At 55.5% G+C, this 14,745-nt stretch carries 13 protein-coding genes; 10 read left to right on the plus strand and 3 right to left on the minus strand.

What is annotated here, in order from left to right; translation table 11 throughout:
- The first annotated feature begins 60 nt into the window (after positions 1–60).
- Genes ACGHVY_RS10025 through ACGHVY_RS10040 form a run of 4 tightly spaced genes read left to right on the plus strand, consistent with a single transcriptional unit; the run spans position 61 to position 2,669 of the window.
- A complete protein-coding gene (locus tag ACGHVY_RS10025; protein ID WP_390598762.1) occupies positions 61–357 on the plus strand; it encodes a hypothetical protein in 297 nt (98 codons plus the stop codon).
- Between the two features lie 12 nt (positions 358–369).
- A complete protein-coding gene (locus ACGHVY_RS10030; RefSeq protein WP_390598763.1) occupies positions 370–1,713 on the plus strand; it encodes a DUF2586 family protein in 1,344 nt (447 codons plus the stop codon).
- Between the two features lie 8 nt (positions 1,714–1,721).
- On the plus strand, positions 1,722–2,177 hold the full coding sequence (locus ACGHVY_RS10035; protein WP_099290257.1) for a hypothetical protein: 456 nt from the start codon (positions 1,722–1,724) through the stop codon (positions 2,175–2,177).
- Between the two features lie 9 nt (positions 2,178–2,186).
- Positions 2,187–2,669 (plus strand): DNA N-6-adenine-methyltransferase, encoded by a 483-nt coding sequence (locus ACGHVY_RS10040; protein ID WP_390598764.1) that lies wholly within the window; start codon positions 2,187–2,189, stop codon positions 2,667–2,669.
- A gap of 132 nt (positions 2,670–2,801) precedes the next feature.
- Here the strand turns inward: ACGHVY_RS10040 and ACGHVY_RS10045 are convergent, their stop codons facing one another.
- The 3 genes from ACGHVY_RS10045 to ACGHVY_RS10055 all read right to left on the minus strand — a co-directional run bounded on the left by ACGHVY_RS10045 (position 2,802) and on the right by ACGHVY_RS10055 (position 5,099).
- Complete coding sequence (locus ACGHVY_RS10045; protein WP_390598765.1) at positions 2,802–3,671, minus strand: nucleotidyl transferase AbiEii/AbiGii toxin family protein; 870 nt, start codon at positions 3,669–3,671, stop codon at positions 2,802–2,804.
- A 3-nt stretch (positions 3,672–3,674) separates the two neighbouring features.
- Complete coding sequence (locus ACGHVY_RS10050; RefSeq protein WP_390598767.1) at positions 3,675–4,259, minus strand: type IV toxin-antitoxin system AbiEi family antitoxin domain-containing protein; 585 nt, start codon at positions 4,257–4,259, stop codon at positions 3,675–3,677.
- A gap of 66 nt (positions 4,260–4,325) precedes the next feature.
- A complete protein-coding gene (locus tag ACGHVY_RS10055; protein ID WP_390598769.1) occupies positions 4,326–5,099 on the minus strand; it encodes a metallophosphoesterase in 774 nt (257 codons plus the stop codon).
- Between the two features lie 207 nt (positions 5,100–5,306).
- On the opposite strand from ACGHVY_RS10055, the gene ACGHVY_RS10060 reads away from it, so the two are divergent.
- The 6 genes from ACGHVY_RS10060 to ACGHVY_RS10085 all read left to right on the plus strand — a co-directional run bounded on the left by ACGHVY_RS10060 (position 5,307) and on the right by ACGHVY_RS10085 (position 14,742).
- Positions 5,307–5,660 (plus strand): hypothetical protein, encoded by a 354-nt coding sequence (locus tag ACGHVY_RS10060; RefSeq protein WP_390598770.1) that lies wholly within the window; start codon positions 5,307–5,309, stop codon positions 5,658–5,660.
- Between the two features lie 292 nt (positions 5,661–5,952).
- Complete coding sequence (locus ACGHVY_RS10065) at positions 5,953–9,822, plus strand: phage tail tape measure protein (protein WP_390598771.1); 3,870 nt, start codon at positions 5,953–5,955, stop codon at positions 9,820–9,822.
- 19 nt (positions 9,823–9,841) lie between these two features.
- Positions 9,842–10,834, plus strand: a complete 993-nt coding sequence (locus ACGHVY_RS10070) for a DUF6046 domain-containing protein (protein ID WP_390598773.1) — start codon at positions 9,842–9,844, stop codon at positions 10,832–10,834.
- Positions 10,825–12,177 carry a hypothetical protein gene (locus ACGHVY_RS10075; RefSeq protein ID WP_390598774.1) on the plus strand — a complete coding sequence of 451 codons (1,353 nt, stop codon included), beginning with the start codon at positions 10,825–10,827 and terminating at the stop codon, positions 12,175–12,177. Before ACGHVY_RS10070 ends, ACGHVY_RS10075 begins: the two co-directional genes overlap by 10 nt.
- Positions 12,161–13,063: a hypothetical protein gene (locus ACGHVY_RS10080; RefSeq protein WP_390598776.1), complete on the plus strand. Its 903-nt coding sequence runs from the start codon at positions 12,161–12,163 to the stop codon at positions 13,061–13,063. Before ACGHVY_RS10075 ends, ACGHVY_RS10080 begins: the two co-directional genes overlap by 17 nt.
- Positions 13,060–14,742 (plus strand): hypothetical protein, encoded by a 1,683-nt coding sequence (locus ACGHVY_RS10085; RefSeq protein ID WP_390598778.1) that lies wholly within the window; start codon positions 13,060–13,062, stop codon positions 14,740–14,742. The genes ACGHVY_RS10080 and ACGHVY_RS10085 overlap by 4 nt, the downstream gene beginning before the upstream one ends.
- Positions 14,743–14,745: the final 3 nt, after the last annotated feature.

The following is a 14,745-nucleotide window of genomic DNA, read 5'->3' on the forward strand; positions in this document are numbered from 1 at the left end:
ATATCAACGTGCGGGGGATGGACACCATACTCCATCCCCCTTTTTCATACCGAACTATCTATGGCAAAGACTCAAACGACCATTCCCGAAACAGATACCGCCCAGCCGGATGCGACAGTAGCCGCACCGCCGGCAGCAACCGTAGAGAAAGATACGGCAACCGAGAAATCCCCGAAGAAAGAACAGGTACAGAAAGCGGCGGCCGAGATTCCTGCTGCGGCGTTGGCCATCCTCGGAAAGTTCCCCGACTACAAGGAACTCTACATCGATGCCGACGGCAGCATGTACACGCCGCAGACCGCTCCGGCCATCCGGGGCAAAGCTATTCTTTACAAGAATCCCTATTACAAATCATAACACGCAGGCGATATGGCATTAGGCAATGTAATCATCAAGGATGTGGACGGCAACCTGCCGTATGCCGCATCCGCAAGCAACGAGAAAATCACGGGCCTGCTGTTCGACGTATCGGGGCAGCCCGACCTTTTTACCTCCGGTTACGGTAAAAGCAACGAGGCGAACGTGGCGCTGGGCGATGTAATCTGCATCACCAGCCGCAAATCCTCCGTGCAGGACTTCGGCATCAAGGAGCGTGTCGCGTGCGACCTTGACGAAGAGACGAACGAAAACTTCCTGTTCGGCATTCCGGCCTATCACATCCGCGAGTTTTTCCGCATGAGCGGCAACATCGACGGTTCGGGGCGCCTGTATGTCATGTTCGCGGACTGCTCCGAGAACTGGGATGCCCTCGACGTGATGCAGCGTGCCGCAGACGGGCTCATCTCGCAGGTGGGTATCTGGACCGAGCAGCCGCTGTGGAAACTCAACGGCGAGCAGGAAAAATACAACCTGAACCTCGTCAAAGGCATCAACGACAAGGCAGTGGCTCTGGCCGAGCTGAACCAGCCTCTGTCAGTGGTACTGTGTGCCAACCCGTCCAACACGGGCGGCGACACGGAAGAGGCGAAGGTCATCGACCTGAACCGCATTCCGTCGGCCATCTGCGAATCGTCCCGTACCAGCGTCATCTTCGGCCAGGCCCGAAACGACCAGAACGCGACGATTCAGTACCGCAACCCGAACCATACGCCGGTCGGTTTTCTGGGTGCTGTCATGGGTGCCCTTGCCAAGGCAAGCGTTCACGAGTCCATCGCCTGGGTGCGTCAGTTCAACCTCTTTACCGACGATTTCCAGCAGATCGAACTCGGGTTCGGCGACCTTACGCTCGATGCCGAGGACGAATTCGTATCGACCAACCTGTACGAATCCCTCTCGCCGGTGCTGCTGGACGAGCTGGATGACAAGGGATACATTTTCCCCATCAAGTATTCTGGCCGGGAGAACGGTATCTACATCTCCAAAGACCAGACCTGCTCCAACGGAGACTACCGCACCATTGCCCGCAACCGCACCATCAACAAGAGCCGCCGTGCCGTGCGCGAAGCCTTGCTCCCGTATCTGCACAGCCCTCTGATGGTGAATCCTGCAACGGGCTTTCTCGCACCCTCGAAAATCACGGCCTTCAAGACCCTGATCGGTGACATACTGGCCAAGATGCAGACGGCGCAGGAGATCAGCGGCTATGCCGTGACCATCGACCCCAACCAGAACGTGCTGGTGGACGATACGCTGCGCATCAGCTATGTCATCGTACCTGTCGGCGTGGCCGTGAAAATCTATGTCGAGGAGGGCTTATCACTAACCGCTAAATAGATGTAAACATGGCAATCATAAACAACGTCGCATACTCTTGGTCGATGATTACCCTGGCCAGTACGGCCTTGGGCATCGAGGAAGGCTCCACCGTACTCGAAGGCGTTTCGGGTATCAAATGGAGCAAGAAACGCAAAATCGAGCCCAACTACGGTCTGGGCGGGAAACCGGTCAGCCGGGGTTTCGGCAACATCTCCTACACGGCGAGCATCACGATGGACTATGCCACGCAGCAGACCCTACGCTCTACCTACGGCAGTCTGATGGACATCGGAGAGTTCGACCTGATCATCTCGTTCGCCAACCCGATGGCCAGCGACGACTGGACGACCACCACCGTCACGCTGAAAGGCTGTATCTTCAGCGAGGACGGCATGGAGAGCCAGCAGGACGACACCAATATCGTGCATGAATTCGACCTCAATCCGTTCGATATCCAAATCGGTGACGGGGATACCATTTAGGGACGGATTATGGATGTAACTTTTGAAGGAAAATCCTCGACAGGGAAAAACGAATGGCTCACACCGCCACATATTCTGCGGCGGTTGGGGCCGTTCGATTTGGACCCTTGCGCTCCCGTGGACCGACCGTGGAATACGGCGGCACACCATTACACCATCGAAGATGACGGGCTCAAGCAACAATGGTTCGGGCGCGTGTTCTGCAATCCTCCGTATGACACGGCACTCATCGTACAGTTTATCAGGCGTTGCGTGGAACACCGCAATGCCATTGCCTTGACTTTTGCGCGAACAGACACAAGGTTATTCCACGAGCAGGTGTTTCCGAATGCGGATTCCATTCTGTTTATTAAAGGACGTCTGAGTTTCTATCACGTGACAGGACAGCAGGGAGGTACGGCAGGCGCTCCGTCCTGCCTGATCGCTTTCGACAAAGAAAATACCGCAGTGCTGGAACGCTGCGGTATCGAAGGTAAATTGGTAAAAATTTGAGAGTTATTTACTGTTTTCGTGTTCCGGAGATATGCCGACAGGCCGGAGTGTGACCAGAAAATCTAAAAAGGACAGTAAAGCGTTACTGAGATAAACGATGGCATCTGATTTCCATGCAGATACCATCGTTTATTATGCTTGAATATAAAGTGTTTCCCAGTATTTCTGCAATCGTTCTTTTATTACGGTCATTACTGTTTCAAAGGACAGCTCCTCCGTGTATTTGATTTTCCGCAAGAAGCCTTTCCAGAAAGCAATACGTGTCGGATTTTTCACGAACCCTTCCGTAAACAAGATGTGATCCGGTTTGTATCCGGTTTCTCTATTCGAGAAGGTGGCGACAATAGCCTGTTGCAACATCTCTTCGTTCACTTTGTTGCTTACCAGAATGCGGTACACGTCAAAAAAGTCTTTCATCCGGCTGTTCTCTTCCGCCAGATCAATCATGGCTTGAAATTTCTCCGCTACGACCGTTTCCAATGAATAGGCCATGATATTGACAGCCGGAGTTTCTTTCAGCAATACCGGATAGTCCAGTTCTTCGGGTTTCGGTGTAATTACATCTCCGAACCCGATATCCATTGAAATGATTTGACGGATGGTATCCATCCGAGCCGTAACATGGAGTCGTATGCCATGATATTCCTTGTTTACCGTAATCTCTTCAGCCGAGATGCTTTCTGTGTCGAACGTCACACCATCCTCCGGACAAGACACGGCGCATATCTCCTCGAATGCCATTTTTACAAACTCCTTGTCCCTGCTGATTTTATCGCCGAGGAAGTCTATGTCCAAGGTCGGACGTGCACGGAACTGTTCGTGAGCATACAGCAACGCACCACCTTTCAGAAAGAGTCTCTCCCGAAAACGGCTTTGAGACAGGCGATACAACAAGCGTTCTTGAATGTAACGGGTCAATATGAGCTGGTAACCCAACTTTTCCGCTTTGGATATGTTCAGGAGCTTTGCCCTGACTGATTTTCCATAATCTTTTTCTCCCATATTTTATAGCTGTATTTCCAGATATTTTTTCATTGTCGATGCTACACGCATAATTTTGGCGTATTTCATCAGTTTATCGATGTCCCGCGTCTGGCGGTTCAGGTAGTTTTTCAGTATCTCGGAGCTGACATCAATACCGACTTTGTTCCGGTGTTTTATGGCGTCACAGACCGATTTTTCGATGTCATAAACGGGAACAGCAATCCCTTCTATGACGGTATGTGTGATTCCGGTTTCATAGGCCACTTCATCCCATCGATATATCGTAATGGGAGGATATTCAGGAGCCCTTACTTTTCTGTTGCGCGCTATGGCAATATAATACTCAGTCGGTATTTGGGTGGTCAGTCCATAATGAGACCATGCAGAGTACATACACAGAACACCCCCCGGAATGACTTTCTCAACATCAATCATGGTTTTAGCCATTTCATCCGGCAACAGATACACACCTGGGCGTATGCGAACCAAATCTCCGTTTCTGACCAGTTCCAGTACCTTGTAATACGTTGTGCGGTTTACGGCCTTCGCCTGATTCGCAGTAATGTAGCCTCCATTATTCCGTATGATGTTCTCAATATGCTCCATGTCTTCTTTTATCTTTTGTACAAAGTTACCACAAATTTTCAATACAGTGGTACATTTGTACAAAGATTATTCCTCGACTATCTCAATATATCGAGTCGGATCAAATGAAATATGCTCATTGCCACCGACATATCCTAATTGATTCGACAGGCATCTGGTGTTTCTGATCGTTGCGTCGATGTTTCGGTGAGAGTGCCCGTATATCCAATATTCAATCGGACACGCTTCGATATAGTCTGTCAGGTCCACCATAAACGCTCCGTTGATCGGACTGTCTTGAAATTCAGGAGCCATCAGCAGCGATGAGGGGACGTGATGTGTCGTGACCACGATGTGCTTGGCCTTGCTCCGTTTTACGGCCTCGTTCAGAAACCGAAAACAGCGAAAATGCTCCTCGTTGAAGCGGGTCCACCTCAGTATGTCGTTCTCGCAACGGATATTCCTAAAATCATTCACACGCATAACGGTTTCCGCAGCTTTGTCGAACGGAATCTGTGCCCACAGAGTTGTCACGATCAAATCGACTTCCGCACCCCATGATACAATGTGATTGTTGTAATAACGAACATTGGGACGAAGGGCATAACTCCATCCGTCTTCCATCGTTGCCATATCGAATCCCCGGTAAAACTCATGATTGCCCGGAATAGCGATTACTTGTTCGTAATGGTCGGCTGCCCAGTCCCAAAACGGATGTCGCTCACAGTATTTATCGCCCAGATGTCCGATGTCACCGGCAAGAACAAGAATATCTCCCGTTACGGTCAAGGGATGTTTCTGCAAAAAACGGCTGTTTTCATCAAATTCCAGATGAAGGTCGCTTGCGTATTGTATCTTCATTTTCTCTATATATCAATATCGTTGTTATCTGACGGAATATGACCGCAAAAGCAGGTTCTTATCCTATATATAAACAGGTCTCGTATTACCTCGAAACCTGTTGCAAGATACGAATAAACAGGCAGATAGGCAATTTTTATCTGCGAAATTACACCCGTTGAAGCGATAAAGCCGCTATTCCTTTTTGTAACCAAATATCACGCAGAAATGGAAGATAAGAATCTTACGCTGGAGCAGGAAGCCCAGATTAAGGAGAAAGCGGCCGCGCTGAAGGCCGAGAAGAAAGTCCGCAAAGTCTATCCGATGGTCGTGTTCGGCGATACGGAATGCGGCGAGAAAGAGTTCTACGTCGCCTACATGGGCGAACCGACCTTCCCGCAGTTCTCGAAGTTCATGGCGGCATCGAAGAAGGACGAGGTGAACGCCATGCGTCAGCTCGCCCGCGACTGCTTCCTCGACGGCGACAAGGAACTGGTGGACAACGAATCGCTGTTCCTCTTCGGTCTGATGTCGCAGCTTTCGGAGATCATCACCACCCGTCAGAGCCTGCTGGTAAACTGATAGACACCTGGGCGGTACGTGACGACCAGCGGATTCGTCAGCGGCTGATCTATATCCGCCACTACTTTCCGGGTGTTCATCTCGACAGCATTACGGACGAGGAGTTCGCCATGCTCTCCGAGGAGGCGTTGTGGCTTCACCAGCAGGTACTCGTCTCCCGTCTGACCCTGCAACCGCCGTCTCCCTGATCCGCTTCCCGAAGCCTCGCAGCCCTTGTGACTGCGGGGCTTTCCTTTTCAGTCCCCGGCAGCCGAAAAGGGCTATTCTTTCAACGGATGTAAACACGCTATTCATGGCTCAAACGCAGAATTACGAAGTCTATTACGATATAAGGGTCAATGCCACGGAAGGAACCGAGCAGGTCACCGCCTTTGCCAATGCCGTCGAGAAGCTGAGCAAGGGCCGTGTGAGCTTTGCGCCGGTCGTGACCAACATCAACGAGATGATGCAGGCCGTGGAAAAGACCTTCCGTGGTAAGAACGGCAAGAAGAAGGATTTCAACTTCGACCTGGAAATCCGGACCGGCGAGACGGAGAAGCGGCTGGAGGGTGTCAAGAACCTGCTGACCGAAATCAAAGAGCTGACGCAGGGCATCAGGCTGACCATCAATCCCGGTGAGAAAATCGACGGCCGTGCGCTCCGTAATCAGACCAATAAGCTGGTCGGCAAGAAAAAATTGGACGAGCAGCAGGCCGAGGCGAAACGGAATGCCGCTTCGGCAGTCAAGAGCGTCATGGACACCCAGCGGACGGTCACCCGTTCCATCGGCAAAATCAACTCGGCCCTCGCTCATTTAGAGAAAGGGCGTGAAGTAAACATCAAGACCGATGCGGCCCGTGTACGCTTGCAGGAGATTCTCACACTTTTAGGCAATATCCGGGGTGCTGCCTCTATGACGCTGCATCTGGGTACGGCAGCTCCGGCAACCTCCGTTCCTGTCGGTCCGGTCGTGCGGCCTCCGTATGCTCCGGTCGCGGCGGCCGGACTCTCCGACAAAGAGCAGGCGGGGCTGAACAAACGTCTCTATGCGGACGAGGCCATGAACCGCCAGCGCATGCAGCAGGCCAAAGAGAAAGCCGCCTTGCAGGTGGAGACCTTCCGCCAGATGTCGGAGATCCGTGCCGCCGAGCGTGTCGCACGCCAGCGGGAAAACGAACGTGCGCGTGCCGACCGGGAGTTGCGCAAGACATCCGAGCGCACCCGCCGTGAGGAACTCAACGCGGAGAAGAAACGCCGTCAGGCCGAGGAGACCCAGCGGCGGCGCAACGCAGCCCGTGCGGTGACTTCCATGCGCCGTCAGGCGGCTTTCGAGGATTCCGTGTACGGCAGTAAACGCCGTGCGGCCATCAACCGCATTCAGTATTCCAAGGCTCCGTCGTGGCGGAACCTCCCGATGGCCGGGATGCTCAACGCCTATATGGCCTACAACTTCCTGCGCACGCAGTTCACGGAGGCCGTCGAGTATTCCAACATCATGCAGTCGGCACACTCGATTCTCCGGGTTGCCGATTCCGACCTGGCGACCTTCGAGGGACGTTTCGACCGGATGGCCCGGTACGTGCGCCGCATCGGCGTTGAAACCAAATTCACGGCCATCGAGGTGGCGGGTGCGGTGAAATTCCTCAGCATGGCCGGTATGGGTATCGAGACCATCAACGAATCGATCCGCCCGATTACGAACCTTGCGCTCATCGGGGACAACGACATCTCGCAAATCGCCGACCTCGCCACCAACATCCAGACCGGCTACAACATCAAGAACACCAGCATGGGCTCGGTGGCCGACATCCTGGCCTCTACCGTTTCGCGTTCCAACGTGAACATCATCGAGATGGCCGAATCCTTCAAGATGGCGGCCGGTTACCTGCGTCTGTCAGGCGTCGATTTCACGGAGGCGTCCGCCGCTATCGGCGTTCTCGGCAACATGGGTATCAAGGGAACGATGGCGGGTACGGCTTTGCGAGCCATGTCCACCCGTTTCGCCAAGCCGACCAAAGAGGCACGGGAGGCGTTGGACCGCCTGGGTGTGAAATTTACACGCATGGAGGACATCTACGGCAAGCAGGTGGAAAAACTGCGTCCGCTGGCCGACATCTTCGAGGACCTGAACAAGAAGGGGGCGACGATGGCCGACATGCAGACCATCTTCGGCAAGATCGGAGGCAACGCCGCCATGATGTTCGTCAGCAACTACGGACAGCTCCGCACGCTTGCATCGCAGAACCGGGCATCGCAGGGCATCTCCTCCGAGCTGGCACAGGTCAAGCAGGACACGACCAAGGGGTTGTGGTACCAGATGACCTCCCAGCTCACGGAATCCTTCATGCAGGGGTACGAACTCGTCGAGCCGGTCATCCGGAGCACGCTGAAAGACTTCCTTGCCAAGTTCAATTCCCGCGAGTTCGCCCGAGGACTCGCCTCCATCGGGCAGGGCGTCATGAGCCTGCTCTCCGTGCTGGGCAACTTCGCTTCGTGGATGACCCGCAACTTTTACTGGATCGAGCCGCTTCTGTTCACGGGCTTTGTCGCCACGCGGCTGTTCAAACTTGCCGGTGCCCTGACCAATGTCGGTGTTGCGGTCGGCTTTATCGGCAAACAGGCCGCCGGTAACTCCATCGCCGAGCTGGTTTCCGGTCTGACCGGCCTGACCGGTGCCCGAGGAATCAAAGCACTCTCTTTCGGGAACAAACGGGCACTTGTCACAGCCTTGCAGGCCGCCGGAGTCAGCGGCAAGGGAGCGATGGGACGTGCCTTGCTGCAAGGCGGTGCCGGTTCCTTCGCCGCCCGTGCCGGATTCTCATCGCTGTTCTCCTCGCAGGTCGCTACGGGCGGCGGTCTGGTCGGTGCCGCTGGTTCCCTGAGTGCCATCGGCACAACCGCCGTAGCCGCCACGGCCGGCATTTCGGCCTTAGTGGGTGCGTTAGGCTGGGTCGCTTACAAAACATGGCAGATTAAGAAAGCCAAAGATGCCGTACTGGAAGACATTACCGCCAACGAGAAATACCGCTATCCGGTTATTGAAGACCTGTACGCGGCCTTGCACAAAACCTACCAGCAGGCCCTCGACACCAAAAAGGCGGTGGACGACCTGACCACGGGCAAGACCATCGAGGAGAGCAGCGGCCATAAGATCGGCGCTTTTACCAAAAACTGGTGGTCCGGTTGGGCCGGGAGCTTCGCCGTCGGTGCGTCGGAGGGAATGCTTACGATCGACGATGTGTACAGTCCGGAAGACGCCCGTCAGGACGACAGCCGCGAGGCCATTACGGCCATTGCCCGCCGTGACAGCCAGTCGCGTCTGAATGCCGCCTACGCCGAGTTCGGCAAGATGTCCGACCCGTTTGAAGTCCGTGCCTTTATCGAGAACATCGCCCTCAAATACGGCCAGCAGGCGGTAACGGCAGCCGAAGCCGCAAAGAAACTCGGTCTGGACAAACCTTTCTGGTTCGAGCGTAACGGCAAGGTTACCTATACTAACGCTCTCGGAGACCTGCCGGAGGTGGCTGCGGCCTATACACCTACCTACGCCGCCTACCAGAACAGCACCACCGTGAAACACATTACCACGGCGGCGCAAGGCTATCTCGACGCCATCGAAAGCATGGCCGGAGCCCGTGCCCTGATCGAAAAGTCGGGATTCGACTACGGCGAGCTGCCCCGTGGCGGCTTTACGCAGAACAAAGACGGGCTATGGGTGCAGAAGGCTTTGAACGCGCAGGCTACCGACAAGGAGCGTCAGGAGATGCTGGCCGGCCGGCAGCGTGTGCACCACCTGTTGGTAAACCTTTCCGGCACCCTGCGCCAGGTATTCGGCGGTTCTTCGGAAGCCGCGGAAAACATCCTCCGCAAGGCGGGTTTCTCGGCCGCGCTCTACGCCAACGAGCCGGACTCGAATGATACCTCCCCGTTCAACGCCAACCGCATCACGAACATAGGAGATGACGACGGCGGCGCGGGCGGCAACTACTCCGGTACGGGGCGTCTATCTTCGGCGGCTCCCAAGCAGGTCATCGTCAACATCACCAACCTGATGAGCGTGGAGACCATCGACCTGTTGAAATCGCCCGAAGGCCAGACCGCCGAGATCCAGCACTTCAAGGAACAGATGGCGCAGGCCCTTATCGACGTGGTGCATGACTTCGACGCCTCGTGGAACGGTTAATTAACGAAAAGACAACGACATGAAGAACCTATTCGGCAGCAGATTGCTCAATATCGGAGCCTCGACACTTCTCAGCGGAGGCATCCTTTCGCACGGCGGACTGGGCGGCTACATCAGCGATACCGTCCGTCGCGCCATCGGTCTGGGACTCGCGGAGTTTCAGGACGGTGCCGTGCACTACTTCTCCAAGAACAGTGACATCCTGAAACGTGCCGTCATCCAGTTCGCCTGCCAGACCGCCTACGGCATGCTCCGCTCTTACCCCCGCTATATCAAATACTGGGAACAGAAAGAGCGGGACAAGTACCTCGAAACGCAGTCGCAGAGTGCCATCGTCAACAAATCGGGACAATACTACCAGCTCATCAAGGAGCAGCAGGCTGTGGCCGAGAAGAAGAACTACACCGACAGCATCGTGGGTCGCACGGTGGCGGACTACATCGAATTGAAAATCAGCGGTGAGGGAACCTACTACGACAAGGAAAGCGGCAAGGTGGAGCCCAACAGCAAATACGGGCTGATCACCTTCGTCGATTTGGGTCCGCAGGTACAGCTTTCCTCGAAGAACAACATCGTGCTGACCACGGTGCAGGGCCGCGACTATACCCGCAAGGAGTTCATTTCGGGCGGAGATCTGGAATTTACCGTAAACGGTCGGATAACCAGCAAATATCCCGACGTGTATCCGGAAGCCGAACTGTCTAAATTCCTGAAAATCGTCCAGTACAAAGGTGTCATCGACTGCGACAACACCATCCTGCGGCAGTTGAAAATCTCGCAACTCATCATTCTGGGTTACTCGCTTCCAACCGCCGAATACCGAAACGTGCAGCCCTATACCTTGCAATGCGTGGCGGTGGAACCCTCCGAGGCGGTAGAGCTGATTTCCAAAGATGCGGAGGTCGTGGACGAAGCCATCGAACATACGAACAAATGGATCAAGTGGGTACGGTTCGGCACCGACGTCATCGACCCGACCTCCATACTAAAATTGAACAACCTATGGCTGTAGCACCGCTCGACGTACTATGCTGTCGTATTTCCATCGGCGATCCCGACCCGGGGAACCCGATGGCGATACAGAACCCCGTCACACTCACGGAGGTGCAAAATGTCGAAATCGTCGAAACCTACAAGAAGCTCATCGGCACGGCGACCATCCGCTTTCCAAAAGGGACCGTTTTCCGTTCCACCATCGTCGGAACTGCCACCCTCGAAGGCAAGGATGCCAGCCGGATAACCACCGAGGTCATGCAGGACGGCGTGGTCATTGAGAAACGTTCCAGCTACTCGGCGATGGACGCCACGACCTTCAAAATCGGGCAACGGGTGCGTATCCGTTTGGGATATAACGGGATGTTGCGCACGATGTTCGACGGGTACATCACCGGCTACAACACCGAGAGCAGCTTCGAGTTGAAATGCGAAAATATGGCCTACAAGCTCAAACTGAAACAGGCTCCCAAGTTCGAGACGCCGGCATCGGGCACGAATGTGAATGATGTGATGGAAGGCAAACACAACCTTCTGAAAGATACCGGGTTCAAACTGCACTCCGAGACCAAACGGTTCGACATCCAGATCGGAAAAATTAAAATCACCGACAACTTCACCGTGGCCGACATCCTCTCGGCGTGGAGCCGTTACCGCATTTACTGCTTTCTGAAATACGACGAGAACAGTCCCGACCAGATGCCTGCCATCGCCATCGGCCGCCCGTATTCATCGGCCAAGAGCCAGCCCCGGTTTCCGGAAGACACGTCGTCCGGCCCTTTCCGCATACGCTTCGACACGCACGTGGCATCGTCGGACTTGAAAGTGCTCAAAACCGACCCGAAATTCCTTGCCGTGCAGGCCAAGGCATTGGGTTCGGACGAGAAATTCTTCGAGGTAACGGTGCGCCTGAATCCCGACTACGACCCGAATACTCCCGGCAGCAAGGAGTTTCAGACCGTGAACGCCACGCAAATCAGCAAAAAGACGCACAAGGTCACGGGCAACACCACGGCCAGCGGCGCACAGACCCGCACGAAAGCCGACCTCTCGACCTACACCATCGTGCCCTACATGTCGCCGAACATGAAAATCAATTCCGACAAGCTCGTCGAGGAGGCCATCGAATACTTCCGCAGCTACAACCTGAACGGCATCAGCGGTTCGGTGACGCTCTTCGGGGATTTCGGGTTATATCCGGCTTGCCAGGTGGAGCTTACCGATGACCGGAACCCCGCCAAGAACGGCACCTATATCGTCGAGGAGGTTACGACCACCTTCGGGACGGGAGGCTACCGGCAGAAAATCACGATACCGCATAAAATCAAAGGAACAAAGACAACGTATGGAGACAAAGCATAACTCACAGGACAACAACCGGCGGATGATACAGGAGGCGATCCGCAAAATCGCATTGGGGCGCAGTATCGAGCGTATCGAGATGGCTCCGGGCGGCATGGGCGGTGTGGGTACCGCCCGCATGATTCACGGCTATGTTGCCAAGATACATGACGACCCCGGCGATGAAGAGTTCGCCGACTACGGCGGCACGGTGGACGTGGGCGAATATCCCGACGAGACGGCCTCGGCGGGCGGTATCATCCACAAAGGCGTGTTGCTGGCTGCCGCGCGGAACAACGAGGGCGGTTTTCTCATCGTGCCGACTCTTTTCTCGGAGGTAACCATCGTCCTGGACGCTGCCACCCGCCATGCCTACATCGTCAACTACTCCCATGCCGAGACCATCCGCATGGAGGCACACTCCGAGGTACGTATCGGTATGACGGAAACCGAGGCTCTCGACCCCGACAGCGACTCCTCGCCCGACTACGACGAACTGGAACCGACCGGAAACGAAGCCCATACCAACTACACGGCCGACGGTATCACGGCAACGGTCAGGAACGACAGCGGCAAAGAGTCGTCGGTCGTGCAGGGTGCGGAAGAGATCACGCAGACCGTCGATAAGTCGGAAGTCAAACAGACCGCCGACAAAATCGTGCATAAGGTAAATTCCACGACCGTTGCCGTAGCGGATAACAAAGTGACGCTCGGCGACGAAAACGCCACCGAACCGCTTGTTTTGGGGAACGAGCTGGCGCAGCTCATGCTGGACTTCCTGACAGAGTGCAGCAAGATCATGACACCTACGCTGATGGGAACCATGCAGCCGCTGAACTTCCCCAACTTCCTCTCGCTGACCTCCAAGATTCAGAAATTCCTGTCCAAAACCTCCTATACCAAATGAGCGTTACCCTTCATCCCGGCATCGGCGGTCTGGATCCGCAGAGCCTGTGTTACAGCATCTACCGCCAGTTATACCAGACCTTCTTCAACGCCCAGGAGCGCAAGAGCGAGGAGAATCCTTACGGAGTGGAGGAAGGTGACGACACGTCCATCCGTCTGCACAACACGGCTTACGGGTTTGCCGAGGCGATTTCGTCCGGTGTTTCCGGGGAGGGCGGCGGCACCGGTAACTGGGCCGGCTATCTGCCCAGAAGCGGCGGCGACATGCAGGGGCCGTTATGCGCCGACTACGGCTTTGCCGCCGGCATCGACAACCGTCGTCTGCTGGAAACGTACCGCACCTCGCAAAGCGATGACGAGGGAAACATCATCGGTTACACCTACGGTATCCGCCTGACCGGCGACGTACATGTCGGCGGCAACCAACTCTTTGTGGGCGGTATGCAGCCGCTCCGTTGCGAGCAGGCTACCGGTACGATTTACCTGAGCGGGAAACGGGTCGATTTCGCCGACGCCCACCTTTCCCTGACCGGAAGTATCCTGTTGGGCGAAGCCAAAGAAAACGGAGTGCTCCTGACTTCGGACAACCTGCTCATTCATGGACGCGAAGTCTATTACGGCGGTAATGCCAACCTTCCCACCGTGGACTGGTCGATGCACGACGCTACTGTCGCCGGTTCCCTCAAAGTCACGGGAGCGGCGACACTCTCCGGAAAGCTGCGTGCCTTGCAAGGCGTGGAGTTGGGAGACGGCGGGCGTCTGCTCTTCTCCGTTCTCGGGAAGAGTGTATCCTGTCTGAGCGACCTTACCTTTTCAGCCGGATGCGGCGTGCGAATCAGCGGAGTTACCGTACTCAAAGGTTCCAGTGTGAGCGACATCCGGTTGGAGGGTGCCGACGGCGACCTGCTTGTGGGCGGCGACCGCACGGTTAAAATCCGGTTGATGTCGAACCTCACGGACATCGACGGCGAGCATGTCCTGCTCTCCCCATACGGGGCGGCGTACTTTCCCGACTCCATCCGGGTGCGGCACAACTACGGCGGGGACTTGCTCTCATCGTACCGCACCGACAGCGAGGACGAAGGCATCATCATCCATAAGCGGCTGCGCTTCGGAAGCACGGGCGGCTGCTATCTGAACGGAGAGGACGACATGCTGGCCTTCGTTTCCCGCAGCGACCACACCCAATCTCCCGGCGGTCAATACGAACAGGTTGCAACACTATTGTTCCATGCACCCTCGACCAGCCGTTACGCTCCGCTGACCCGAACTTCAAACTCCCTGCGCATCGGTACATTCGGGGACTTTATCGTCGCCCTGAATCCCGTCGAGGTCACGGGGCACATCGGTATCGACGGGAGCTTCACCCGTCTTACGGCGGAGGGGCTATTCTTTACCGACGACATCTGTCTCAGACAGGTTAAGGACGGCATCCGTCACAGCGGTAACGCCTATTTCGACGGCAGCCTCTCCTCGGAGCGGTTCACCTCCGGAATGGCCGGTACCGGTTGGGCGATCCTGCGCAGCCGAACGACGGGAAGCATCTCGGCGACCTTCGACGAACTGACCGTCCGGAAACGGATGCGGCTTTACGAACTGGAGGTGCAGCGTTCCTCGGCGACCAACGGAGCCTTGTGGGTAACCGATACCTGTTCGGGGGACAGTGTCGAGAAACTGTAAATC

It is taken from the genome of Bacteroides sp. f07, from assembly GCF_042854785.1.
GTDB lineage: Bacteria > Bacteroidota > Bacteroidia > Bacteroidales > Bacteroidaceae > Bacteroides.